General features: G+C 32.2%; 20 protein-coding genes and 1 tRNA gene. 10 read left to right on the forward strand and 11 right to left on the reverse strand.

What is annotated here, in order from left to right; translation table 11 throughout:
* Positions 1 to 95 precede the first annotated feature (95 nt).
* The gene (locus EB819_RS06485; protein WP_069796703.1) at positions 96 to 6,056 is read right to left on the reverse strand and encodes an alpha-2-macroglobulin family protein; all 5,961 of its coding nucleotides are present in this window, start codon (positions 6,054 to 6,056) and stop codon (positions 96 to 98) included.
* Positions 6,057 to 6,168: 112 nt separating this feature from the next.
* Between EB819_RS06485 and EB819_RS06490 the strand changes: the two genes are divergently transcribed.
* The 3 genes from EB819_RS06490 to EB819_RS06500 are packed head-to-tail and all read left to right on the forward strand — an operon-like array spanning position 6,169 to position 8,303.
* Complete coding sequence (locus EB819_RS06490; protein ID WP_069796706.1) at positions 6,169 to 6,909, forward strand: UbiA prenyltransferase family protein; 741 nt, start codon at positions 6,169 to 6,171, stop codon at positions 6,907 to 6,909.
* A 9-nt stretch (positions 6,910 to 6,918) separates the two neighbouring features.
* Complete coding sequence (gene recF, locus EB819_RS06495) at positions 6,919 to 7,998, forward strand: DNA replication/repair protein RecF (protein ID WP_069796708.1); 1,080 nt, start codon at positions 6,919 to 6,921, stop codon at positions 7,996 to 7,998.
* 14 nt (positions 7,999 to 8,012) lie between these two features.
* Positions 8,013 to 8,303, forward strand: coding sequence for a hypothetical protein (locus EB819_RS06500; protein WP_069796711.1), 291 nt, complete (start codon positions 8,013 to 8,015; stop codon positions 8,301 to 8,303).
* On the opposite strand, the gene EB819_RS06505 is transcribed toward EB819_RS06500, so the two are convergent.
* The 3 genes from EB819_RS06505 to EB819_RS06515 are packed head-to-tail and all read right to left on the reverse strand — an operon-like array spanning position 8,281 to position 12,058.
* Positions 8,281 to 10,308, reverse strand: coding sequence for a transporter-like protein (locus tag EB819_RS06505; RefSeq protein ID WP_069796713.1), 2,028 nt, complete (start codon positions 10,306 to 10,308; stop codon positions 8,281 to 8,283). The genes EB819_RS06500 and EB819_RS06505 overlap by 23 nt on opposite strands.
* Before the next feature lie 13 nt (positions 10,309 to 10,321).
* The gene (gene mtgA, locus EB819_RS06510; protein WP_069796715.1) at positions 10,322 to 10,966 is read right to left on the reverse strand and encodes a monofunctional biosynthetic peptidoglycan transglycosylase; all 645 of its coding nucleotides are present in this window, start codon (positions 10,964 to 10,966) and stop codon (positions 10,322 to 10,324) included.
* 45 nt (positions 10,967 to 11,011) lie between these two features.
* Positions 11,012 to 12,058 carry an ABC transporter substrate-binding protein gene (locus EB819_RS06515; protein ID WP_069796717.1) on the reverse strand — a complete coding sequence of 349 codons (1,047 nt, stop codon included), beginning with the start codon at positions 12,056 to 12,058 and terminating at the stop codon, positions 11,012 to 11,014.
* 45 nt (positions 12,059 to 12,103) lie between these two features.
* On the opposite strand from EB819_RS06515, the gene EB819_RS06520 reads away from it, so the two are divergent.
* Positions 12,104 to 12,177, forward strand: a tRNA-Arg gene (locus EB819_RS06520).
* A gap of 145 nt (positions 12,178 to 12,322) precedes the next feature.
* Positions 12,323 to 13,033, forward strand: a complete 711-nt coding sequence (locus tag EB819_RS06525; RefSeq protein ID WP_069796719.1) for an ABC transporter ATP-binding protein — start codon at positions 12,323 to 12,325, stop codon at positions 13,031 to 13,033.
* On the opposite strand, the gene EB819_RS06530 is transcribed toward EB819_RS06525, so the two are convergent.
* The 7 genes from EB819_RS06530 to EB819_RS06560 form a co-directional block, all read right to left on the reverse strand.
* Positions 13,030 to 13,542 (reverse strand): threonine/serine exporter family protein, encoded by a 513-nt coding sequence (locus EB819_RS06530; protein WP_069796791.1) that lies wholly within the window; start codon positions 13,540 to 13,542, stop codon positions 13,030 to 13,032. The two genes, EB819_RS06525 and EB819_RS06530, sit on opposite strands and share 4 nt — an antisense overlap.
* Position 13,543: 1 nt before the next feature.
* Positions 13,544 to 14,338 carry a threonine/serine exporter family protein gene (locus EB819_RS06535; RefSeq protein ID WP_083250116.1) on the reverse strand — a complete coding sequence of 265 codons (795 nt, stop codon included), beginning with the start codon at positions 14,336 to 14,338 and terminating at the stop codon, positions 13,544 to 13,546.
* Between the two features lie 159 nt (positions 14,339 to 14,497).
* Positions 14,498 to 15,370 (reverse strand): phage tail-like protein, encoded by an 873-nt coding sequence (locus EB819_RS06540; protein WP_124878690.1) that lies wholly within the window; start codon positions 15,368 to 15,370, stop codon positions 14,498 to 14,500.
* A 184-nt stretch (positions 15,371 to 15,554) separates the two neighbouring features.
* A complete protein-coding gene (locus tag EB819_RS06545) occupies positions 15,555 to 18,740 on the reverse strand; it encodes an efflux RND transporter permease subunit (protein ID WP_069796723.1) in 3,186 nt (1,061 codons plus the stop codon).
* A 1-nt stretch (position 18,741) separates the two neighbouring features.
* Positions 18,742 to 19,803 carry an efflux RND transporter periplasmic adaptor subunit gene (locus tag EB819_RS06550; RefSeq protein ID WP_069796725.1) on the reverse strand — a complete coding sequence of 354 codons (1,062 nt, stop codon included), beginning with the start codon at positions 19,801 to 19,803 and terminating at the stop codon, positions 18,742 to 18,744.
* A gap of 6 nt (positions 19,804 to 19,809) precedes the next feature.
* Positions 19,810 to 21,123 carry a TolC family protein gene (locus tag EB819_RS06555; protein ID WP_069796795.1) on the reverse strand — a complete coding sequence of 438 codons (1,314 nt, stop codon included), beginning with the start codon at positions 21,121 to 21,123 and terminating at the stop codon, positions 19,810 to 19,812.
* 119 nt (positions 21,124 to 21,242) lie between these two features.
* Positions 21,243 to 21,860, reverse strand: a complete 618-nt coding sequence (locus EB819_RS06560; RefSeq protein ID WP_069796727.1) for a TetR/AcrR family transcriptional regulator — start codon at positions 21,858 to 21,860, stop codon at positions 21,243 to 21,245.
* Between the two features lie 233 nt (positions 21,861 to 22,093).
* Between EB819_RS06560 and EB819_RS06565 the strand changes: the two genes are divergently transcribed.
* From EB819_RS06565 to EB819_RS06585, 5 genes are all read left to right on the forward strand, one after another.
* Positions 22,094 to 23,044, forward strand: coding sequence for a hypothetical protein (locus EB819_RS06565; RefSeq protein ID WP_069796799.1), 951 nt, complete (start codon positions 22,094 to 22,096; stop codon positions 23,042 to 23,044).
* Positions 23,045 to 23,156: 112 nt separating this feature from the next.
* Entirely contained in the window at positions 23,157 to 23,573 is a 417-nt protein-coding gene (locus tag EB819_RS06570; RefSeq protein WP_069796729.1) for a hypothetical protein, read from the forward strand.
* A gap of 11 nt (positions 23,574 to 23,584) precedes the next feature.
* Positions 23,585 to 23,974, forward strand: coding sequence for a hypothetical protein (locus EB819_RS06575; protein WP_143331763.1), 390 nt, complete (start codon positions 23,585 to 23,587; stop codon positions 23,972 to 23,974).
* A 44-nt stretch (positions 23,975 to 24,018) separates the two neighbouring features.
* Positions 24,019 to 24,300: a CsgE family curli-type amyloid fiber assembly protein gene (locus EB819_RS06580; RefSeq protein ID WP_245993252.1), complete on the forward strand. Its 282-nt coding sequence runs from the start codon at positions 24,019 to 24,021 to the stop codon at positions 24,298 to 24,300.
* A 12-nt stretch (positions 24,301 to 24,312) separates the two neighbouring features.
* On the forward strand, positions 24,313 to 24,717 hold the full coding sequence (locus tag EB819_RS06585) for a curli production assembly/transport component CsgF (protein ID WP_069796734.1): 405 nt from the start codon (positions 24,313 to 24,315) through the stop codon (positions 24,715 to 24,717).
* The last annotated feature ends 1 nt before the right edge of the window (position 24,718 follow it).

Below are 24,718 nucleotides of genomic sequence, written 5' to 3' on the forward strand. Positions count from 1 at the left end.
AGATGCAAAGTTGCGACGATTGAAAAAATATTCCTTTGACATTTGTCAAAAAATAAAATCGCCCACAAAAAATTTTTGGGCGATTTCATTTTCAATTATTCATTAATGGAAACCTTCGTTCCCTGTGTATGCGCATTCATTTGTGGCGCGTAATAATTCTGCATCGTAGTAATTCCGTTGCTGAACGTTCCCGCTGCATTACAAATATAATCATACTCAAAAACGTATTTTCCTTTCGGCATGTATTCGATGTAGAAATTGGTAGATGCATCCTTAGTTACCTGGTAATAACCCAAATTATTCTTCCATTGATAGCCAGAAAGTACGTCAACCGGCTCAAAACCTGCGGCTCTCATATCTTTCAAATGAATAAATTCCATATTTCTATCGGTGTTCAGAATCATTCTGACCGTTACTTTATCCCCTATTTTTAGTGGCGAATTTTCTGTAATTTTCTGCAATTCTTCACCGTTTACCGTTTTCACTTTTTTGTACAATTCTTTGGTGATGGAAATATAACTTTCAGAAGATTTAATTTTGTCTAAATACTCATAATATTGCCAGAATAAACCACCTTGAACAATTCCAGCTCCTGGTTTTGTAATGGTTACTGTGGCTAAATTTTTATCTAATTTATCTGAATTTACCGCAGATTTTACATAACCAGTTGCTTTTGTATCAGGATTTACCAAATCTTTTCCTCCCCAAATTATCGTGGCTTTATCATTTTCCGCAGAAGTCCAAGATTTTCCAGAATTGAGAATCGTATAAATCACTTCGGCGGTACTTCTAGAAGTATCCCAATTCGAAACTTCTTTCTGTGTAATCAGCCAAATTTTCATTTCTTCTACAAAATTTTGGTCGGTATTCAATTTATTGAACGCTTCCAAAGCACCAGCGTGATTTACGGTTTTTGAGGAATACCAACCCCAATCGTTGAGATTTTGTTTCCAATACACCCCTTGAGTTTCGCTTTGTACAGAAGTTTCTTTCAGATAAGTCATTAATTTTTTAGAAACATCTTTTAAATTATACGCATCAAAAATCAATGCCGCTCTATGTAATCCAAAGAAAGTAAAATCAGTAATTTTAGCTGTTTTAGCTTTTGAAATCAATAAATCTTTCATTTTCTTGCCATCACCTTTAAACGGAAATTCTTTTTCCCAATAATGACGAGCATCCAAATAATCTAAAACATAATTACTCCAAACATTGCTTCGACTACGCTCAGCAACCGCCTTTACATCGAAATATCTGCTCACTTCATTATCCACAAATTTCACCAATTGAGAAACCATTTCTTTTTGTTCCGAAGACTGATAATCTGCTAAATTCCCTTTCAACCATTCATTAATTCTACCTAAATTTTTCAAAATATACAGCGAATTGTAGTAGGAACTTGGGTAACCAGCGTACCACGAAAAACCGCCATCAGGATTTTGCAATTTTTTCAGTTCGCTCCAATCCTCATTGATGGAATTTCGCATGGTATTGGCATCAAATAATCTTGCCAATTTCGCCATTTGTTCGGTTTCGTTTTTAGCATCTAAAACCCAAGGCGTTTCTTCTAACAATAATTGTTTCAATTCTTGGTTTTTCTCCAAATTTGAATTGAGTAAACCTTTGGCTTGATACTCATCAAAAACAGTTTTCAGTTTTGGATTGGCTTTGAAAATTTCAGACGCCAAAACATCAGCAAACCATTTATTGAAAACCACATCGGCAGAAAGATTATTATCATTCTTGAGACTTGGCAACGCAAAAATCACTTCCCAAATTGGGTTCGTAGTTAATTCTAAAGTGTTTGAAACATTCGTTGCTGTTTTAGAAGAATTATTTTTCAGATTTTCTAAAACAAAGGTCTTGGTTTGACCTTCTTTCACAAAAACCGGAACTGCATCTGTTACCAACATTCGGTTTGGCAAAACTGCGATTGCTTTTTGTTCACCATCAGAAAATTGACCAGCTTTCGCAACATTTTTAATGATAATAGAAGAAACTCCATTCGGAACTTTTACATTCCATTGAACGGTTGTGCTTCCATTTGCATTGAGTGTAAATGATTGTTCTACGTTGTAACCAGCAGCTGCATTTAACTGGTTAATTCCAAATTTTTCAGTAATATCTTCATTGGTAAAAGCGTCTAATATTTGCAAATTCGCAAAACCTTTGAGTTGTTGAGTCGTTAAGTTGCTCAATTTAGCTTTGAAAACCAATTCATCACCTTCTCTCAAAAATCTAGGATAATTAGGTGTTACCGAAAATTCTTTTTGGGTAACCACCGTTTTTTCTAAAGTGGCAACTTGCGCATCTTTGGTATGAGCTAGAAACATCAATTTCCATTGTGTAAGAGCTTCTGGAGATGTAAATTCAAACGATACATTTCCGTTTTTATCCGTCATTAAATTTGGATAAAAAAATGCGGTTTCATTGAGATTGGCACGAACTTTAACATTTTCTAAGTTTTCTTTTTTCTTTGCATAGCCAAGTGAAACCACTTCTTCTATATCCTTAGTTTTTACGGAATCTGTTACAGCTTCTGACTTCATTGAAGCCATTCCTCTAATTTTGACATTTGAGGAAGGAACTGCACTTTCAGTTATTATGAGACCAGCTGCTCTTCCTCTTAACTGATAAGTAATTCCTCCATCAAACCAATCAAAATCCGGTCTATTCACACCGAAATTATCAAAATATTTTAGTCTTTTGCTGTAATATTTTTGGTCTAAACTTTCATTGATGCCGTATTGAGAAATCCAGTAAGGTTTGCTGTAAAGACTTTGCCAAGAATAAGTATTTACCGCAAATTGGTCTAAAGATTTATCATACATATTTGCCAAAACTTCGGCAGTAATCTGATCGGTGAACGAAGTCGAACTGCCAGAAATTTTCACACTCCATTTTTCTTTAGAATTCGGTTGTAATTTATCTCTAAACGTTACCAATTCTATTTTAAAAGGCTTTTTATCCGAAGAAATTTTCACATCTTGCGAAACAGTTTGCACATCATTGAAAGCAATCATTTGAAACTGAACATTCAGATTTTCTATGCTAATATCTTTCGGAAGTGGAACTTCGTAAACTAAAATTCCGTTTTTAATCGGTAATTGCTCAAATTGCGTTTTTCCATCACCGTTTTGAACATATACATTGACCATAGCATCTGGAATGGCTGAATAAACGTAGAATTTAGCCTTTTCAGTTCTGTTGTATTCTGCTTTTGCAAGTAAAACTTTTAAAAATGGTTTTTGATTTTCTGCAAGTTTGGTTTTATCAAAAACTTCAAAAATTTTCTCCGTTTTGATGGTATCTTTTCCTTCGATGTTAAAGAGTTCTAGTTTGTATTTTCCAGCGGAAAGTTTTCCTAAATCTAAATTGGTAATTGGTAATTGGTCATTAGTATTTGGACTTTCTATTCGTTCAAATATTTTGCTTTCAACTTTCTGTTCTTTTTCAGATTTTTCAAAATAATCATGTGGGAATTTCTGTACAAAAACTTCTTTGCTAAAGAAAGGCGCATTCTGAATTTCACTCTCAAAATTGGTTCTAAAAACTCTTTCTTGAGGTGATAATTTTGACAATTTTGCGGTGTAACTTTTCTTTAAAATCTGGTCATTGTAATTTTTAGTTTCAACTTTAAATTTTATATTTTCGTCTGTAAAATAATCTGTCACACTGAGCGGAGTCGAAGTGTTGGCTTCTGAAAGTGAAATATAATGGGAAACCGAAGCCACTTTTAGATTGGTTTGGTCAGATTGTGTTTCTCCGTTAATATCGGTAACAGAAGCATTGATTTGATAATTATCAATCTGTATTCCTTCTAAAGTTTCATCTTTTTTGAGGTCAATTTTTATGGTGAATTCCCCTTTTTCATTGGTTTTTACTTCACCAAGAATTGAGTTCTCGTTATCATTTCCACGAGGATACCACCAGAAATATCTCCAACGAATATTCTGTTTTTTGATTTCATAATTTACGGTAGCATTATTGAGCGGAACTCCCGAAAACATCATCGCTTTTCCTTGTAATTCTATGGTTTGTCCGTACTGATATTCTTGTTTTACCGGTTCAAAACTTACTTCAAATTTCGGACGTTTATATTCCTCTACTCGGAAACTTTTATAGCCGTCCATCACATAATCTGTGACTTCTTCATCGTCATTATCAACTTCTATAGAAAATTGTCCGTTCAGTTTTCCTTGTGGAAGCGTAAAACTTCCGTTCACAGAACCAAATTCATTGGTAGTTAAAGTTTGCGTAGAAATTTCTTCGCCATTTGTATCTTTCAAAGTGATATTTAATTTCACTTTTGGTGTTACTTTTTCTTTATTGGTTTCACTGCTAAAAGCGGTTCCAATTACTTTAAAATAAACAGTTTGTCCAGGTCTGTAAATCGCTCTGTCTAAGAAAATTTGCGCTTGTTCTACTTCATTTCTAGTGTTAAAAGAGGTATCATACTGATTGCCATAAACTTGCAAAAGATTCACATCATTGGTAGAAGGTTGACGAACCATAACATAGCGATAATAGCGTTTTTTATCATTTTCTGGAATTTTGAAACCAGCTTTATCATCTGTAACTCCCGCAGATTTTTCTATATTTTGTTGAGCAACATATTCATAAAATTCTAAGTTTTCTTTTGGCAAAATTTTCCCATTTTTTCTGAGCACCAATTGCAATTCATTTTCGAAAATTTGTTGGTCTGATTTATTTTTAAAAATAATTCTAGAATTAGCGGCAATAAAATAAAAATGGTCTTGAACATTGCCATCTACCAAATATTCTCCCACGTAAATTCCCGAAGGAAGTGGCGCAATTTCCAGCGAAGTTTTATGAGAAGTGTAATCTTTAAAATTTTTCAGCGGAAAAGTTTCTTTTTTTACCAAAGTTTTCTTGAGTTGAGAAAAATAATCTTTGTTCCATGAATTATAAATATACTTCAAAAAGCCTTGATAATCAGATTTCACTTCATAAATATTGAGCGAAAACTGTGACGTATTTTTGTATTCTGCAACCAAATGAATCGGTTGGTTCGGCAAAGTGGACGTTTCAAATTTTATATTAACAAAAGGCTGTTTGATTTGATTTTCTTGATTTTTGATGTTTTCTAAAAATTTAGATTTTGGATAGGCTTTTTTCACTTTTTCAATCCAAGAAAGCGCTTCATCAAATTTTTGTTCTCCTTGAAGACTGGAAATGATTTCTTGAGCAATTAAAACCTTATACTCGTCTTCTGTTGCTGAATTATAAAGAGAAATTAATTGTTCTTGTTTGTTTTTACAGTTGGTAAAAGCACATTCATCATTCAGTTTTTGATGTTTGAAGTACAATTGCGCATTTCCTGAATTTATAGCAATTAACGCATCATAAATTCCTAAAATTTTAGGCTGATTTTCTTTCAGTTCATTTTTAGTAAAATAACTATTATCTTGAAGATAATCAATATATTGCATTGATTTATAATCAAAAAATGTAGGGAAATAAGCAATATCTTCTACTCCATCAAAAATCTCTGCATATTTTGAAATCGTGATTTTTTGTAACGCTGCATCTTGTTTTGAAATTTCAGAAAAATATTGGACAAAATAATTTTTAAAATCTAATTTGCTCCATGTTTCGATTTGAGAAAAATCTTGCTTTTCGCCAGTATTTACATTCGTTCTTTGGTTAATTTCCCATTGATTTTCATCGTAATAATCTTGAAAAAAGTCTCCCAACAATACTTGAAAAACCAATTTTTGTTCGCCTTTTAATTTCTGGTCAAAAGATTCTAATTTTTTAAAAAATTGAGAAGCGGTGTCATTTTGAGTATCATCTTCGGTAAGGTCTGTCACGCTTAATTCCGCTTTCAAAGATTTAATCAATTGAATCGCGTTGTCTTCTGAAATCGCACGTTTCTGAATGTCTAAAATGAGCGGAAGATTAGATTTATAAGTTCCTTTCTTATAGTTTTCAGAAATTTTCTTCCATTGTTGGTCATAGTATTTTTGAGCTTTCATAGGAGTTATATTCCAAATGAGGAATAGTAAAATGAAGATTTGGGTTAGTTTTTTCATAATCAAAAAAGATTTTTATTGCATTAGAATAAAATGTCACGAAAAATCAAAAATAGATTCTTCATTTCGCTTTGCTTCATTCAGAATGACAAAGTGTTTTTATATTTGCTTAATGAACGTTATAAATTTACTAAAAAATATTCTACTAAAGTCGCAGATTTATGTTTCTCTTTGCGCAACGCTATTAGGCGTTTTCATCTTGCAAGAGCAAGAATCTTACCAAAATACTTTAGCATTCATCCTTTTCCTTACATTTTGGAATGGATATTTTTTCACCGTTTATCACAAAAGAAAATTTGCAAAAATTTGGAATATTTTAGGATTTGTTCTTATCAGTTCCATTCTTTTGAAATATTTTGACCTGAATTTTTACTTGAAATGGCTGATTGTTTTAATTCTTGGTTTTATTTACAACGCAGATTTTTTGAACATTAATCTTCGACAATTTTCTTTGGTCAAAACTTTTTATGTGGGATTTATTTGGGCGCTGACTTTGGTCTGGTTTCCTCTGAAAGAAATGAATTGGGCGTGGTTTTTTATTATTTTTTTCTATACTTCTGCCATTACTTTTCCATTCGAAATTAGAGATTTAAAACGAGATGATTTCACAACTTTACCTATGAAAATCGGCATTCAAAACACCAAATATTTGAGTTATATTTTTTTATGTTTGAGTTCAGTTTTGACAATATATTTCCTGAAATTTGAATTTGCATTTTCGCTGTTCTTAACCTTTACCTTTGCCTCCATCTTAATTTATTTTTCACATCAAAAACGTGCAGATTGGTATTATTCTTTTTTAATGGAGAGTTTAAGCCTAATGCCGTTTTTAATTCTCGTTTTATTGAAGTAATTTTGCTACATGATCATCAAAAATCTGAAAATATTCAATTTCAAAAATCACAGTGAAAATTCATTCGATTTTTCGCCAGAAATCAATTGTTTCGTGGGAAATAACGGCGCTGGAAAAACCAATATTCTGGATGCACTTCATTATCTTTCGATGGCAAAAAGTTTTCTGGGAAATCTTGATGCTCAAAACATTTTACAGGACAGTGATTTTTTTGCGATAGAAGCAGAAATTCAAGGAGATGAAAAAAATGACATCATCAAAGTGCAATTGCCCAAAGAAGGTAAAAAAATCATTAAAAAAAATGATAAAACCTACGAAAGAATTGCAGACCACATTGGATTTTTGCCAAGTGTAATGATTTCTCCCTATGATGCAAATCTCATTTCTGATGGCAGCGAAAGCAGAAGAAAGTTTCTAGATGCCATGATTTCTCAGACCGATTCTGATTATCTTTTTGCTTTGATTCAATACCAAAAAACGCTTCAACAAAGAAATGCATTACTCAAATATTTTGCTAAAAACAGAACTTTCGACCTCGATTCTCTAGAAATATACAACGAACCTTTGACCAAATTTGGAACTCAAATTTTTGAAAAAAGACAACGATTCGTTGCATCAATTCTTCCTACAATTCAGCATTTTTACGAAATTATTTCAAAAGGAAACGAAAAAGTTACCGTGATTTATGATAGTAATTTGAATGAACAAAATTTTGAAGAAATCTTAAACGAAAACCTCGAAAAAGACAGAGTTCTCACTTATACTTCACGAGGAATCCATAAGGATGATTTGCGCTTCGAAATGAACGGAAATTTGATTAAAAAATTCGGAAGTCAAGGTCAACAAAAATCTTTCCTTATTGCTCTGAAATTAGCTCAAATCAAAAGAATTAAAGACATCACGAATAAAAATCCTATTCTTCTTTTGGATGATATTTTTGATAAGTTAGATGACAATAGAGTTTCTCAGTTGATAGAATTGGTAAACCAACAGAATTTCGGACAGATTTTCATTACAGATACACATAGAGAACGTACAGAATCTGTGGTGAAAAGGATTAATGAAGAAAGTAAGATTTTTCAGATTTAAGAAGTGACTCAAAAATGAAAAAGAAAAGAGAATATCAAAGTTCTGAATTGGTGAAAAGTTTTGCCAAGTTGTATGGTTTTGAGGATAAATTATTGGCTTTACAAGTCAAGGATTTTTTGAAAAACTATTTAGACGAAGCATTTTTCAAAGAAATAGAAAGCGTAAATCTGAATGAAAAAATTCTAGAAATCAGAATAAAATCTCCACTTTTCAGAAATGATTTTAGAATGAAAAAGTCATTTTTCCTCAAGAAATTTCAAGAAGAATTTGGCGCCGACCAATTTATGGATGTGTATGTTTTGTAGTATCGGAAATTAATTTTTTGGCTCTTTCGTCTAACACAGAACGAATTGGGAAAAAGAAAATCAGCGGATTTTTGAAGAAATATTTAATGATGCTTCGGTTAAGGTTTCTCACCTCACCAAAGTTCACTTTTCTAGAACGGAATGCTAAAACCATAGACAATCCAAAGCTTACTATAAAGTTTAAGAAACCAATCAAAAATACCGTTACAAAAGCAATAATAAACGTTTGGGTATCGATGGAAAATTCTTTTCCGTATAATCCTAATGCAAAATTTCCTGCCGCGAAAGTAATGTGACGAATATCTAAATCCAGTCCAAAAAACTTACCGATGGTAGCTGTAGAACCTAAGAAAATCCCTAACCAAAGGTTAGACATAATTCCCGCCCAATTTTTAGAATAATATTGTGAAAGATTTTCGGCAAAATTTCTTCCGAAAAGGTAATGGATATAAGGATTTTTGGCAATTCTCTCTGGTATTTTATAGAAAACAGAGGTGTTTCCTACATTTCCTGCAATAATCCCCGAAATGAAAAGATAAACTCCCGCTAAAGCAGCATGCAATAAGGCTTTAGAATGAAATGGGTCTAAATCTTTGAGCAAAGTAGAAGATTTTTCGATGGCAAAATTCTGTCCAAAAAGAATTTCTAAACCATAAATAATGGCCAACGCAATCGGGAAACTCAACAATACATTTCCTACAAACGCAATGAACTGACTCCTGAATAATTTGGAAACCAAATGGGCAAAATCTAGATAATTTTTAGAATTATTTTTTCCTTCAGAAAGCACTTTAGCCATCGTTGCAGCAGTCATGGCCGGTTGTTTTGTAGCCAGCGTGAAATTCATTAAATAAATCATAATGAAACCCATCGCATAATTAAATGAGTATAAAAATGCATGGTAAAATTCACTACCTGGAACATAAGCATATAGCATTTTTATTACACAAAGCGCACCTACGATAATTCCGCCACCACTTGCTTTTTTGAACATTTTAAGATATTCTTTTGGCGAAGTCGTAATGTAATTGGTTCCTGTTTCTGCGGTATGTGTAGTAATGAGATGCGAAAGCAATGTGGTGCTATCATTGAATAAATCTCGGATGTTATTACGGTGAGATTTATAATCTAAAATATTGATAACCAAATTTTTAGACTTTCTTATTACGTCTTTTTCATCATCAATGACTAGAAGTTCTAAAATTTCTGAAATACGTTGTAATTGTTGACGAATTTTCAGCAAAGACTGATTGGTTTTACCAGAAATTCCGTATTTAGAAGCATTTTTGAACGCTTTGCTGATGAAAGCAAAACATTGCTGAAGGTAAATTTTAATTTGCTTATAATGACTGTCTTTAGAGGTAAGAACGATGGCTTGATTCTTTTTGAAATCGCTGATAAGAATGTCTAATTCATCTTGTAATGCCAAAAATGGATTGTCGAAATTTTTATATTCTGGAGCCATTTTCAGCACATCTACATCTAAAGCGTTTCCAATAGCTCTCCACGCCAAAATATTCATCGAAAAAAGAAGTTCTTTTTTCACTTTTGGCTGTAGAATCATGCGGTCGATTTCTAACATTCTGAAAAGTTCGTCAGATTCTTGTCTAGAAACTTTTTTGATGAATTTAAAATCAGCATTATCTCTAAAAAAGACGTTTGAAATAATGTTAGAAATAGTATTATCATCTTCTACTGGCGGTAGAAATTTCGACAAAATTCTTTTTCTTAATTCCGGAAAAAATGCGTCTTCTGAAAGAATATTGGCTTCGGTAAGAGAAAGGTTAAAAGCTCTTCCCATAAAGACAGTATTGATGTAATACACCAAGTTTTGTCTTATTTCTTCGTGTTCTTTAAGAAAAGTTAAAAAATTAGAGAAATTTTCTTTTTGTAGAGAATGAAAAAGCTCTGTAAGAGGTTTTAAATCACGCGTTTCGTTCTTGATAGAAAAATATTTATCAAGAATCTCTGCTGAACTTTGCGATGTATTGAATTGAAACCTCACGAATTGTCTTTATTTATTCCAAATTTACGTAATTCATTTGTCTCATCACCCAAGAATGTTTTCTAGAAAGATAAGAACTCGGATTTTTCGGGTCATATTTTTTAGGATTTGGAAGACAAACTGCAATCCAAGCTGCTTCTGACTTGGTTAAATCTGCCGAAGATTTCCCAAAATAGTAGTGACTTGCTGCTTCTACACCGAAAACACCTTGTCCCATTTCTATGGAATTCAGGTAGCGTTCTAAAATAATGTCTTTGCTCCAAACTTTTTCTATGATAAAGGTGAAAATAGCTTCCAGACCTTTTCTTACGTAACTTCTGCCGTTCCAAAGGAAAACATTTTTTGCGGTTTGTTGAGAAATGGTACTTCCTCCTTTTAATTTTTTTCCTTTTTGATTATCGGCAAATGCTTTTTGGATGGCTTGAAAATCAAAACCATTATGTCTGTAAAAATTCTGGTCTTCGCTAGCAATGACAGCCTTTTTTACGTTTCTTCCCATTTCATCAAAGCTGATGTAATCTCTGTCTAGTTTTTGATATTTCACCAAACCTTCTATTTGCGTAATGGTAATAATCGGATTAAAAAATCTTCCCCAAATAATAGAAAAAATGCTGATGATGGCAATGGTATAAAATAGTTTCTTAATAAATTTCCACATAAAAATGTAATCTATAATAGTTGATTTAAGTTGCAAAAATAACGACTAATTCAGTTTTTTCATATACAATAATGAATCTTTTGGAAAAATCTCTGGATGAAAAATTTTTATATAATCTTTCAAAACTAAATCTGCTCTCACTACTCCACTTTCGAAATAATCATTGGCAGAGCCTTTTTCTCTACCAGAAATCGTGTAAATATCGCCTTTTTGGTAGACTTTCATCTTCGCATAATTAGGATTGATTTGGAGTAAATCTTTCTTGTTTTTATGATTTCCTACATTTACCCAAAATTCTGCATTTTCGGCTCTAGAAAAGACTTCTTCGAAGCTTTTTGGGGTAGATTTAGATTCTGAATTATCCCCGAAAATATATTGGGCATTTGCATCTTTTATAAAATGTGCGATTTGAGAGTTTCCACCTGCTACAAACCATTGATTTCCGTAGATTTCATTGGTTAAAACTTGCAGTTTATTCGTAGATTTCGCTGCTAAATTCTTATACGAATTATAATATTTTTCAATTTCTGAATATTTTTCTAATGCTTCTTTTTCTTTACCGAGAAGTTTACCGAAAACCTCTATTATTTTTGCTTTTTCTAAAGGTTTCTCTTCTAAATATTCATCAATAAAGATAATTTCTATTCCGTTTTTCTTTAAAACTTCGTAAGTATTCTCGAAACTGGCAACGTAATTGGTGAAAATAGCATCTGGTTGATACGCGATGATTTTTTCTACGTTGTATTTCTGTTCGTTTCCGATGTTTTGAATTTTATTTTCTTGGATTCTTTTCTGTATTTTCTCTGAAAAAATATATTCTGGACTAGAAACCCCAATGATTTTTTCTTCTGCGCCTAATTCTGTAATGTATCCCACTAAACTTGCGTTGAGCAACATAATTTTTTGGTACGGCAATTTAGAATGAGGAATTTTATACTGATGTTTTCCTGATTTTAAGAGTAAAAAATCGCCATTTTCTTTGAACTGAATGTTTTTAGAAATGACAATCCAATCTGTGGACAATTGATAAGTTTCTTTTTTACAAGAAATTACCATCAATAACGCAAAAAAAGCAAAAAAATATGATTTCATTCTTCAAAGAAAGCAAAAAAGCATTATATTTGCAAACCGAATTTCGGCCTCGTGGCGCAACTGAATAGCGCATCTGATTACGGCTCAGAAGGTTACAGGTTTGAATCCTGTCGAGGTCACAAAAATCCCAAGAAATTTCTTGGGATTTTCTTTTTGGAATTAATTCCAATTTTATAAAATCAATCGTTCTTACGGAACTCTATTTTCAAAATATTATCTCTATTTTTGCGTTAACAAATTACTATTTCTTATTACGGATTACTTATGTCTTTAGAAATCAAAAATCTTACAAAAAAATTTGGCGAACAAACTGCGCTTCACAACATCAATTTAGATATTCACAAAAACGAAATCATAGGACTTCTAGGACCGAATGGTGCAGGAAAGTCTACCTTGATGAAATCTATTGTTGGTGCTCTAAAAATAGAGGAAGGAGAAATTATTTTTGATGGAAAAAACATTACCGAAAACGAAACAGAAGTAAAGAAAAACATCGGTTTTTTGCCAGAAAATAATCCACTTTATTTGGAAATGTATGTGAAAGAATATTTGCAATTCGTGGCAGATATTCACCAGATTTCTAAAGAAAAAGTAGATGAAATCATAGATTTAGTAGGCATTACTCCCGAAAAATCAAAGAAAATTTCTCAGTTATCGAAAGGATACAAACAGCGTGTTGGCTTAGCTCAAGCGATTCTTCATGCTCCAGATTTATTGATTCTAGATGAACCTACCAATGGTCTTGACCCGAATCAAATTCTAGAAATTAGAAATGTCATCAAAGAAATTGGCAAAGAAAAAACCGTAATTCTTTCTACTCACATTATGCAAGAAGTAGAAGCACTCTGTACCAGAGTGATTTTGATTCACCAAGGAAACATTGTTCAAGATGCTGATATTGCAGATTTCAAAGGGAAATTCAATAATTTAGAAGAAGCTTTTGCTCATTATACCAGCGTAAAAATAGAAGACTAATCGTTTTCTATTTTTCTTTTGTGTGCAAATTTCAGCATTTTCACACTCGATTGTCTGAAAAGCAATACACCGATGGAAATTCCGACTGCCAAACAAAACAATAAAGAAGCGGTAAGAACCAAATTGTGAAAAGTATTATCTAAATCTTGAGGATTTCTGACTAATCCGCTTTCGTCTGTCAATCGAATGAAACCCAACATGGTTTTATATGCGTACATTCCGGGAATCATAGTAATACAAGCTGGCATGGTAAAAACAATTGGCGGAGTGTGAACTCTATGCGCCAAAACAATTCCCAATAAACCTATAAGCACTGTTCCGGAAAGTGTAGAAGTTATTAATCCTAAACCAACTCCTTCGTACAAAGTAAAACGCAAAGCATGACCTAACCCACCAAGCAACCCTGCGATTAATAAAACTCTGTTTGGAGTGTTAAACAAACTTCCAAAACCAATGGCTACACAAAATGCGAAGCTAAAATCTTTTATGATCAGTAGAAAAAAATCCATTTTAGTAAAAATTATTAATTCCAAAAATAAGAATGCTCAAAGCCATTCCTGCAGCAATACACAATAAAAGAAATCCCGAATAAAAACCTCTTGCAATAGCTGTAGCGACGTATCCTTCGATTAAATCTATAACAGCATTCACCAATTGAACACCCGGAACCAAATACAGCACTGAAGTAGCCAAGGCTTTTTCGGGGAGTGCTCCTATTCCGTAAAAAACATTGATGGAAGCAATAAAACTGGTAACAAATGCTCCTCCACTAATTGCTAACATCACATTAAATTTTCGTTTTGAAATTTCTTGTCTCGCAAGTATTCCTAGCATAGAAGCAAAAAATGCAAAAGTGGCATCTATAAAATCTCCTTTGGCTAAAATACAAAGAGATGCACAAGCAATTCCTACTCCTAGAACAATTTGAATTCGTTTATGATGAGAAAGTTTCTTAATTTTTTCAAACTCTCTTTTCACATGTGGATAATCTAGATGATCGCTCACCACCTTCCAAGAAAGCAAACTTATTTCGTTGAGAATCCCGAAATGAACACCATGACTTGGTAATCTTTTATAATGAGTGGCGGTTTCAGAAGGGTTGTTTCTCATTTTAGTAGTGAGAATAATACCATTGAAAGAATAAAAGATTTCTATATCTACCCCGAAAACATCTGCAATACGTTTTATATTTCGGTCTATTCTACCACAATGCGCACCTGCAACCATCAATGTAGAGCCTATATCTAAGAGTAAATCATTATATTTTTCGATTAAAGGTTTCTCTTGCAACATTCCTGATTTCATCTTTAAGTTTTTACCGCGCAAAGTTAGGAATTCCTAAAACGAAAAGATTAAAATTTAAACCTATTTTATATCATAAAAAAACAGTTGCAATTTTCATTGCAACTATTCTGCTAAATCAATAGCGTATTCAAAGAGTTGTTTTTTTTATTATAATTGTTTTTATAATGTAATATTAACTACACCATAGTCTATGGTGAGAACTGGTTCATAAAAATTTAAAGGAGAGTTATCACCACTACCAATGTAAAGAATAATTCCATGGTCTATGATTTCTTGTGTAACGACTATTGGTGAAAGTACCAATTCGTCTCTTACATAAGGAAAACTACTTGTTTTGGTTTTTTTAAACATTAAATCTTTAATTTTTCTTCCTCCTGTATAATTTCCTGTGGAAGTATTGACTACAGCATTACCTGTATATGCTACAAATCGAGAAGCTTCTGAGTTAGAGGTAGTTTGTTGGTATTTTAAAGAAATATTAACGGTAATAGAATAGCCTAATAATTGCTGTGGAACATTAATTTTTTTATTGACATTATCCCAAATCACAAAATTATTTGGAGCGCCAGACAATGGATTATTGATAATAATATCATCACCTAGAGCAGAGTAATCGCAATCAAAACGTCTTAGTCCAGGAGAAGAAGGAGCAACCATTGCATTAATAAGATAAGGAAAAGTATCCATATCATTTAGTACTGCATTAAGTGGCTTAATCACACTATTGTAAATATTTGTGAAATTCACTTGACCTAATCCAGACCATTTGGTACCATCCCAATAATAAATTCCTTTTCCTGTAGTTGTATTGGTATTATAAGCAAGTAAACCCTCTGCAATAGTTGGGGAAATTACGGGTGACTTAAGATTCAAATCTGTAATATTAAAGTAAGGTAAAAGAAAACCTTTATCACTAGAATTGAGATGAAGTACTGAAGATTCATGAGGCTCTGTAGTGTTAATTCCTACCTGTGAGAATGTGAGAATAATGGAAAACACTCCCATTATAAACATGTAGAGTTTTGTTTTCATCTTTGTGTTTTTTGTACCTTAAAGTTACCCTCATTTACTAACAATTAAAATACTACATTCTACGTATTTTAAAAAAAATTCCCACCAAATAAATTGGAGGGAATTTTCAAAATAAACTATTAAAACAAAACTATGACAGTAAGAATTTTCAGAATTTAATCTTCAATTCTTTATCTGTATATTTTTAATCTAAATGTTTTGGCGTAAAACCATCTTCACTTAGTTCTTTGTGTACATATTCTGCTTTCATTTCTGCTTCGTAATCTATCTTTTCGTGCTTGCCCATTCTTCTAAGAATAGAATCAAAAATAGAATATACTACTGGTACAATAATTAGCGTAAGGAATAAAGATGATGTTAAACCACCAATAATTACCCAAGCCAAACCTTTATTCATCTCTGCACCTGCGCCGTTTGCTAATGCAATTGGCAACATCCCGAAAATCATCGCAATAGTTGTCATCAAGATAGGACGAAGACGTGCGTGGTTGGCTTGTATTAAAGCATCGTGAGTATTAACTCCTGCTGCTTTTCTGGCATTGGTAAAGTCAACAATCAAAATTGCATTTTTCGCTACCAAACCAATCAACATAATCATCCCCAACATGGTGAAAATATTCAATGAATTACCTGTAAGTGCTAAAATGAGCATTACCCCAATCATCGCCAACGGAATTGAAAACAATACTACAAATGGATATACAAAAGAGTCGTACAACGATACCATTACCAAATAAACTAAGACAATAGCCGCTAACAAAGCAATACCTAATGTACCAAAACCTTCTTGTTGGTTTTCCATATCACCACTCCAGATGTAATCTACTCCTGCAGGTTTATCTTTACCATCCATAAATTGGTTTGCCCATTCGTTTGCAACATCTCCTACAGGTCTTCCTACCGCTTTAGCTTTCACTTTTACAGACGGAGATTTGTCTCTACGTTCTAGTAAACTAGGCCCTGAACCCATTTTAACATCAGCAAACTGACTCAAACGAATTTGCTGTCCTTGAGAATTAGTAAAAATTAAATTCTTAACATCTTCAATAGATTTTCTGCTATTATCAGCAAAACGAATATTAATATCATATTCATATTCTCCAGCTTTAAATTTTCCGTCTGTATTACCGTTGAATGCTGTTTGCATTGCTTGTCCTACACTCGAAAGATTTAAGCCCAAAGACGCCATTTTATCTCTATCTAAATTTACCTGAACTTCTGGATTACCTGTATCCGTAGATAACTCTGCATCTACGGCACCCGGAACTTTTTTCAATAAATTTAAAATTCTTGTTGCTTCTTTTACAGCCGTAGCATTATCAGGAGCGGTAACTACCATTTCTATAGGAGCATTTTCTGCACCCATTATACCAATAGGAGCTGTTTTAAATTCAACTCCTGTAAATTTTTCTTCTAAAGCTCTTTTTACTTTTGCAGATTTAATATCTGTGCTTTCAGAACGCTCAGATTTATCTATTAAATTTACCTGAACTTCAGATTGATAAGTAGTAGCTTGTGCTCCACCAAAACCAGTAGATTGTTGACCAACAGTGGTAATTAAATCTACCACATCTTTATCTTTTCTTAAGAATTTTTCGACTTCTAAAGTAATTTGGTTTGTTTTCTCGATGGTTGCATCTTTTGGCAATTCCATTTGAACCAAGAACTGTCCACGGTCTGTTTTCGGGAAGAATTCTCCACCAATATAACCGAATTTCACTAACATGAAAGACATAATCAAAACAACAAAAGTAATTACTACGGTAAATATTCTTCTAAAAGTAGTTCTAAGAGACCATTCTAACAAGCCTGTAATCCAATGTGTAAAGTTATCTAATTGTTTTTCGAACCAAAGAATGAATTTTTCAAAAGCATTTTTACCTGTAAGATGTTGTAATTTTCCAAATCTTGATGACAACCAAGGTATAATGGTAAAAGAGGCCAACAATGATAATAATGTTGCAATAACCACGGTTACACAGAATTGTGCCAAGATATTAGCTACAAGACCTGTACTCATCGCAATTGGCAAAAATACTACCACAATTACCAAAGTAATAGCAGCAACGGTAAAGCCAATTTCCGCAGCACCATCATACGCTGCTCTAATTTTGCTTTTTCCCATTTCCATGTGACGATAGATATTCTCTAGAACCACAATCGCGTCATCTACCAAAATCCCCACAACTAACGAAAGTCCTAATAAACTCATCAAGTTTAAGGTATATCCCATGAGATACATGCCGATAAAAGCTGCAATTAATGAAGCCGGAATAGAAACCATTACAATAAATGCATTTCTAACACTATGCAAGAACAACAACATTACAATAGCCACCAAAACAATAGCTAAGAATAAATCGAAAATAACGTGGTCTGCAGATTCTAATGTAAAATCTGTAGTATCATTTACTACTTTTAATTTTACCCCTTGAAGTTTATATCCATCTTCTACTGTTTTTATTGTTTCTTGAATGCTTTCTGAAACCGCTACAGCATTAGCATCAGACTGTTTTTTAACCTGCATTAAAATAGTAGGAAACTGGTTGAATCTCGCTAATTTTTCAACATCTTTTTGAGCATCAAAAACAGTTGCTACATCAGAAAGACGAACTTGGGCTCCGTTTTTATTCGAAACCACAAGATTGCTCATTTCTTCTACAGATTTATATTTACCAGATAATCTAATGGTAGATTTATTAACTCTGGTTTTTAAACTACCTGTAGGGAAATCTAAGTTTGAAGTAAGGATTGCCTGTTGCACTTCCCCAATAGAAAGTCCGTAACCTTGTAATTTTTTATCATCAATATTTACCTGAATTTCTCTCTCTTGTCCACCAACAAGGTCAACTTGCGCCACACCATTTACACGAGAAAAAATAGGTTCTATTTTTTTGTCTAAAAGGTCATAAAGTTCTTTATTATTTAATTTATCAGACGAAATACTCATGGTGATAATAGGCAAATCATCCAAAGAGAATTTATTAAGAGAAGGCGCATCTACATCATCTGGAAGGTCTGCCAATATTGCATTTACCTTACGCTGTGCATCATTAAGCGCATAATCTACATCTGCACCATTATTAAGCTGAACCATAATAACAGACAAACTTTCGTACGAAGAAGATTCTACTTTTTTTACGTTTTCTAAAGAACCTACCGCATCTTCAATTTTTCGGGTAACAGATGTTTCTACTTCACTAGGAGAAGCTCCTGGATAAACGGTAGAAATAGTTACTATATTGGTTTCAAATTTTGGAATGAGCTCGTATCCCATCATAGAATAGCTCAAAAGTCCTCCTAACGTTAGCAATGTAAATAATACAATAACCAACGATGGTCTTTTAATCGATATTTCTGCTAACTTCATACTACTTTATGATATTAATTTTAGAACCATTATCTAGGTTAATTTGTCCACTGGTAATCACTTGGTCTCCATTTTTAAGACCGTTTAAGATTTGAACTTTATCGCCGTACACTTTTCCAGGCGTTACTTTAATCAATTTAGCAACTCCGTTTTGAGCTACAAAAATTTGTCCAGAACTCACTCCGTTTACGAATGCAGTAGCTGGTACCGTTAACATATTTTGAGTTTCGGCACCATTATTCGTTTGGAAAATTGCAGTAGCATACATCCCAGCTTTTAAGTTTCCTCTGTTTTGAACTTCAATTTCTACAGGGAAATTAAGTGAAGCATCACTTTTTGGAGCAATAAATGTAATTCTACCACTGAAAGAATCTTCTGGTAAAACATTTACATTAATAGCAACTTGTTGTCCTAATTGAATTTTCCCAACCTGACTTTCATCTACTAAAACAGAAAGTTTCAAACTGTTGATATTTACAATCTCAAACATTGGAGTGCCAGGAGAAACCACAGTTCCCGGTTCTACCATTTTTTTATTAATAGTTCCGCTAATTCCTGCGCGGATGCTGGTATCACTAATTCTAACGCTTTGAGCTCTTACAGCAGCTTGAGCATTTTTAAGTTGCAATCTTGAATTATCTAATTGCTGCTTAGTAACACCACCAGTTTTATAGGCATTTTCGTAACGTTGATTGTCTATAATAGCGTTTTGCAAGTTGTTCTGAGCCTGAGAAACATCTACATCTATAGCATCTCTTTTGATGGTTGCCAAAGTTTGACCAGCACCTACTCTAGTACCTTCTTTTACCAAAACACTTACAATTCTACCAGAAATTTCAGAAGATTGATTCATTTCTTGTTTTGGAAGAAAAGTTCCGTTTGCTGTATAATCTGTATTAATGCTTTCGTATTGAACGGTAATAACATTTACGTTAATTTTATCAACTTCTTTTGCTACTTCCGCTACTTCCGCTTCTTGTTTACTCTTATTACTTGAAATTTTATAAGCAGCCAATCCTACTAAAACCGCTGCAATAACAATATATATTAAAGTTTTTTTCATTATAGTTTATTTTAAATAATTTTTAAGTTCTCCTTTTGATTTGTAGTATTGTACTTCGGCAATTTTATAATCTAAAATCGCTGTTGTGTAGTTATTTTTAGCTTGTACCAAAGAATTTTCGGCATCTAATAAATCTGTAAGCGTTGCCAAACCGTATTGATAATTACTTTTTGTATCTGCTAAAACATCTTCTGCTAATTTCACATTCGCTTTTTGGCTTTCTAAAGTTGCAAGGCTATTTTCAATCTGAGCTTTTGCGTTTTGATAAGCTTGGTCTAGCCCAAGTTTGGTATCTTTAATATCTATTTCGAGTTTATCAATATCAATTTGATTCTGCTGAACTTTTGCTTTTGTAGCAAATCCATTAAAAATAGGAATATTAATACCCAATCCTATTGCAGAATAATCTGACCACATTACTCCTTTTGAACTCCCATTCGTTAGAGGAAACTTCTCTCCTAATCCTTGCCAATTATAGTTAGCCGTTAGATTAACTGTAGGATAATAATTTGCGATAGTTGCTTTTTTCTGATATTCAAGAAGTTCTTTATTTTTTAGCAAAACCTTTACTTCTGTTCTTTCGTCAGTATTTACAGTTTCGTCTAAAAGATGTGGAGTTACAGCCATATCTTCTTGCACCAATTGTATTTTGGTTTCAATAGGCATTCCCATGTAGAATTTCAAAGCATTTTCGGCTTGCGTAATTCCATTATTACTTTGTTTTATGTTAGTTTCTATGTTGGTAAGGTTAACATTAGTTCTATCTAAATCTATTTTTTTTGATAAACCGTTATCATACAAACTCTTAATTACATTTCTTACTTTCTCTGTACTGCTATAGCTGCTTTCTAAAGTATTTTTCTGCTCTTGAGCAGTAAAAACCTGAAAATACGCGTTAGAAACCCTTTCAATAATCTGCTCTTCGGTAAGATTGGCATTCAATTGATAAAATTCTTTGGTAGATTTTGCCGCTTTTAAACCAATAAAAACTTGTTGATTAAAAAGCGCTTGTTGCAACTGAACTCCCGCCACAGCAACCCAAGGCTGTCCCATTTTGAAAGTTTGCCCTCCAAGTGCAATCTCTTGGATTATTGGATTGTATGTAATATTAGCATTCCCTGTTACTTTCGGGAGCGCACCTGCCTTTGCTTCTAGAATTTTTGCATCTGCATTGGTAATATCTAGCCTAGATTTTAGAGCATCTGCTTTATTTTGCAAAGCAAATTCTATAGCTTGTTTTAAGGTAACAGTCTGCTGAGAGTACGCTAAAGTACTTGCAACAGAAAAAATACCTATAGCTAATTTTTTCCACTTTATCATTTTAAATGTCATAATTTATTTTTAACTTTTTAGACGTTTGTTTACAATTTTTACTTTATTTTTTTCTTTCTTTTTTCAGATTACGAAAATCTTCCTTAATAAACCTCTTGCTTCATTATTTAAATATTACTGTATTGATATTTTTCTTTTAATTCATTTAGTCTTTGTTTGCCTTCATCCGTAACTATTGCATCTAAGTATAATAATTTCATAGCTACAGAAAGTTTCTTTTTATTTTTTTCTTCTGTAAAAAGTGGAGAAATTTCTGCTGAAAAAAAGAGTGTAATTAAGAATTTAATGTATAAATCTATGGAAATACCTCTCCTAAAATAACCAATTTCAACACCTGTTTCATAATCTTCTTTTAAAATTTTAATAATCCTTACAGAAATAGAAATTTGGTGAGAATGAAAAATATCCGGATAATACTTTAATAATTGTATATCGAATATATTCTTTTCTTTACAAGTTATTTCATCCATTCTAGCACCAGAAACAAGAAGAGATTCAATAGGACATTTATATTCTTGTCTTATTCTATCTACCTCATCAAGTCCTTCTTTTGACATAAAATCTAAAACATCACAAATTAAATTTTCTTTATGGCTATATTTCTGATACAAGGTTTTCTTAGAGATAGAAAACTCTTTTGCAATATCGTCCATTGTTAATGTTTTCACGCCATATATATGAAACATCTCAAACAATTTTTCTAAAAAATATTTTTTATCATCCATAATCGGGTGCAAAGATAGAAAACGGAAACTAAAAAACAAAAAAAGTTTCCAAGTTTTTATCTATTTCGTTTTAGATAAAATCTATCACAAAAAAGAGTGAATCCTAATTAAACATGATTAAAGTTAAACTTCTTATCACCGAAAACAGTGATATTATTAAAATAACAATTTTTGATGAAAAAAATGATATTTATCATGTATACATTTGTATCGCTAACCAAAAATATTTAATCATGAAAAAAATTATTTTAAGTGCTTTTGCACTTGTTGCTTCTGCAACTTTATTCGCACAAGCAAATTCTGATGTAACCACTCAAGTAGGAAATCTTAATTTAGCTACAGTAAATCAAGTGGGCTTTTTAAATGGCAATGTACTAGATCAATACGGAGATGAAAACACAGCCGCTGTTGGTCAAAATGGAGCATTAAATTCTAATTATACGCTTCAGTGGGGAAATAAAAACGACGCTATTATTTCTCAAGTGGGGCTCATGAACAGCAATCAATCATACTCAATTGGAAATAGAAATTCTGTAAATGTAGACCAATTTGGCTGGTTTAATGAAAGTTTAATCATTCAACAAGGTAACAGAAATTCTGCAGAAGTAGACCAAGTAGGTATTGCAAATTCTAGTGAACAATACCAAACTGGAAATAGAAACTCTGCTTCTACCAACCAATGGGGAACTGCAAATTACAATATGCAAGACCAATGGGGAAATAGAAACAAAGCTGTGACATTACAAGTTGGATTATCTAACTCTGCCGAACAATGGCAATACGGAGATGACAATAACGCTAGAAGCAAACAAACAGGAACCAACAACATGTCTCAACAACAACAAATGGGCAATGATAACGTTGCAAGAGTAGTTCAAGATGGTTCAAATAATTACGCTGGACAAGGGCAATACGGTAATGCTAATTTTGCTAGATCAAAACAAGTAGGTGATGCAAACTATAGTTTACAGCTACAATATGGAGACAATAATGAAGCTAGAGTAAGACAAACTGGGGATGATAATATGGCATTCCAAACTCAGCTTGGTTTTGGAAATTATGCAAAAGATATTCAAACTGGTAATGATAATCTTTCTGTAGTAAATCAAACAGGTGGATTCCACTATCATCTTGGAACACAAATTGGCAATTCTAATGCTATGTTTATTAATCAATCAAACTAAATTTAGCACATTTATAATTGAATATGAGAGACAAAAGTCTCTCATATTTTATTTAAAATAGATATTTATATTATATTTTTTATTATATTTACATTAAACAAAAACACAAACCATGAAAATTATAATTTTAGCTTTCATCCTAATATTTGCATTATCTGTTCCCGCTCAAAATCTAAATTTTGACAATATGGATAGTGCTAAACTACTTTCATTATTACAATCTGAAAATTTAGACAGTAAAAACACTATTAGTGAACCTAATATTGTGAGTAAAATCTTACAAATTGGTGATAAAAACATTGTAGATGTAACTTTATACCCTGATAACAAATTAAATTCTACGCAAATTGGAGACTATAACACTTTAATTTATCAAGAATTTTACCCACAAAAAAATAATTTCGAGCTAAACGTTACCACTCAAGGTAACGGGAACTACTTAGATATTCTAGGAAGAAACAGTATTTCTGATGGTATGATCATTAAAACCTTTGGAAATAATAAAATGATTTTCATAAGAAACTTCTAAAAATTAAACTTATGAAAAGGTTAATTTTATTTTACATATTCATTAATATGATTTTATTTCAAAAAATATCTGCTCAAGAAAATATAGAAGCAAAAATAAATCATGAAGAAATAAATAATTTCATCAAAATAGAAAATGTAGCCATCAATAATTCTGAACTCCATAAAGAGTTAGAATATTTATTTATTGGTATTAGAAAAAATAAACAAGGGAATATTTCATCTAACAAACAAAGCGGAAAATTCTCTATCCCCCCTAAAAGCACAAAAAAACTATCTGAAACAACCATCAATATTGATCCCAGTGATGAACTGAAATGCTATCTTTACCTAAAAGATGAAAACAGCAAAGCTTTAATTAGCAAAGACAGCCTAATGTTTAATGTAAAAAAAAAACTTTAGAACTCGATAGCAGCGACCCGAAAATATTTTTACAAAATCTTACAATAGACGAAACTAAAACAAGAGCGGGAAAAGATTTTTATGATAATTTCTACATAAAAATCAATCAAATGAATAAAAAATACAATAAGACAATCTCCATTGTAGAGCTGCCTACTTTTGCAAGAAATACCCAAATTCAAATTTTTGTAGAAGATAGATTAATCAATCAATTTATTGTAAATCCATCTGAAGAGTTTTTAGAGAATCAAGTAAATTTTACAATCAATATACTTGATGAGCTTTTTGCCAATGACCAAAATTTCAAAAAAGAATTTTCCTACTAAAAATTAAACAAAATGAAAAAAATTATCGCCTTATGTTTTGTTTTAGCATTTGCCGAAAATAATGCTCAACAGTTTGTCTATAAACCTTTAAACCCTAATTTCGGAGGAGAAACATTTAATTATCAAATGTTACTAAGTTCTGCTAATGCTCAAAATCAATTTGATAATAATGATAACACTTTACGTGATTTTAATATCAATAGTTTAGATAATTTTACAGAGTCTCTTAACCGTCAATTATTAAGCCAATTATCTCAAAAAATTTTCCAAGAACAATTTGGCACAGGAGATTTAAAACCTGGCGTTTACAATTTCGGTTCACTTTATATTGAGATTACCAATGGTTCTGGTGGTCTGTACATTAATATTCTAAATACAACCACTGGTGAACAATCACAAATCTTTATACCTCAATAAT

Source organism: Cloacibacterium normanense, assembly GCF_003860565.1.
GTDB classification, from domain to species: domain Bacteria; phylum Bacteroidota; class Bacteroidia; order Flavobacteriales; family Weeksellaceae; genus Cloacibacterium; species Cloacibacterium normanense.

Excerpts from the sequence above, each read along its gene's own strand:
- EB819_RS06485 (WP_069796703.1), bottom strand. The coding sequence starts at position 6,056 with ATGAAAAAACTAACCCAAATCTTCATTTTACTATTCCTCATTTGGAAT.
- EB819_RS06490 (WP_069796706.1), top strand. The coding sequence starts at position 6,169 with ATGAACGTTATAAATTTACTAAAAAATATTCTACTAAAGTCGCAGATT.
- recF (WP_069796708.1), top strand. The coding sequence starts at position 6,919 with ATGATCATCAAAAATCTGAAAATATTCAATTTCAAAAATCACAGTGAA.
- EB819_RS06500 (WP_069796711.1), top strand. The coding sequence starts at position 8,013 with ATGAAAAAGAAAAGAGAATATCAAAGTTCTGAATTGGTGAAAAGTTTT.
- mtgA (WP_069796715.1), bottom strand. The coding sequence starts at position 10,966 with ATGTGGAAATTTATTAAGAAACTATTTTATACCATTGCCATCATCAGC.
- EB819_RS06515 (WP_069796717.1), bottom strand. The coding sequence starts at position 12,058 with ATGAAATCATATTTTTTTGCTTTTTTTGCGTTATTGATGGTAATTTCT.
- EB819_RS06525 (WP_069796719.1), top strand. The coding sequence starts at position 12,323 with ATGTCTTTAGAAATCAAAAATCTTACAAAAAAATTTGGCGAACAAACT.
- EB819_RS06530 (WP_069796791.1), bottom strand. The coding sequence starts at position 13,542 with ATGGATTTTTTTCTACTGATCATAAAAGATTTTAGCTTCGCATTTTGT.
- EB819_RS06535 (WP_083250116.1), bottom strand. The coding sequence starts at position 14,338 with ATGAAATCAGGAATGTTGCAAGAGAAACCTTTAATCGAAAAATATAAT.
- EB819_RS06540 (WP_124878690.1), bottom strand. The coding sequence starts at position 15,370 with ATGAAAACAAAACTCTACATGTTTATAATGGGAGTGTTTTCCATTATT.
- EB819_RS06545 (WP_069796723.1), bottom strand. The coding sequence starts at position 18,740 with ATGAAGTTAGCAGAAATATCGATTAAAAGACCATCGTTGGTTATTGTA.
- EB819_RS06550 (WP_069796725.1), bottom strand. The coding sequence starts at position 19,803 with ATGAAAAAAACTTTAATATATATTGTTATTGCAGCGGTTTTAGTAGGA.
- EB819_RS06555 (WP_069796795.1), bottom strand. The coding sequence starts at position 21,123 with ATGATAAAGTGGAAAAAATTAGCTATAGGTATTTTTTCTGTTGCAAGT.
- EB819_RS06560 (WP_069796727.1), bottom strand. The coding sequence starts at position 21,860 with ATGGATGATAAAAAATATTTTTTAGAAAAATTGTTTGAGATGTTTCAT.
- EB819_RS06565 (WP_069796799.1), top strand. The coding sequence starts at position 22,094 with ATGAAAAAAATTATTTTAAGTGCTTTTGCACTTGTTGCTTCTGCAACT.
- EB819_RS06570 (WP_069796729.1), top strand. The coding sequence starts at position 23,157 with ATGAAAATTATAATTTTAGCTTTCATCCTAATATTTGCATTATCTGTT.
- EB819_RS06575 (WP_143331763.1), top strand. The coding sequence starts at position 23,585 with ATGAAAAGGTTAATTTTATTTTACATATTCATTAATATGATTTTATTT.
- EB819_RS06585 (WP_069796734.1), top strand. The coding sequence starts at position 24,313 with ATGAAAAAAATTATCGCCTTATGTTTTGTTTTAGCATTTGCCGAAAAT.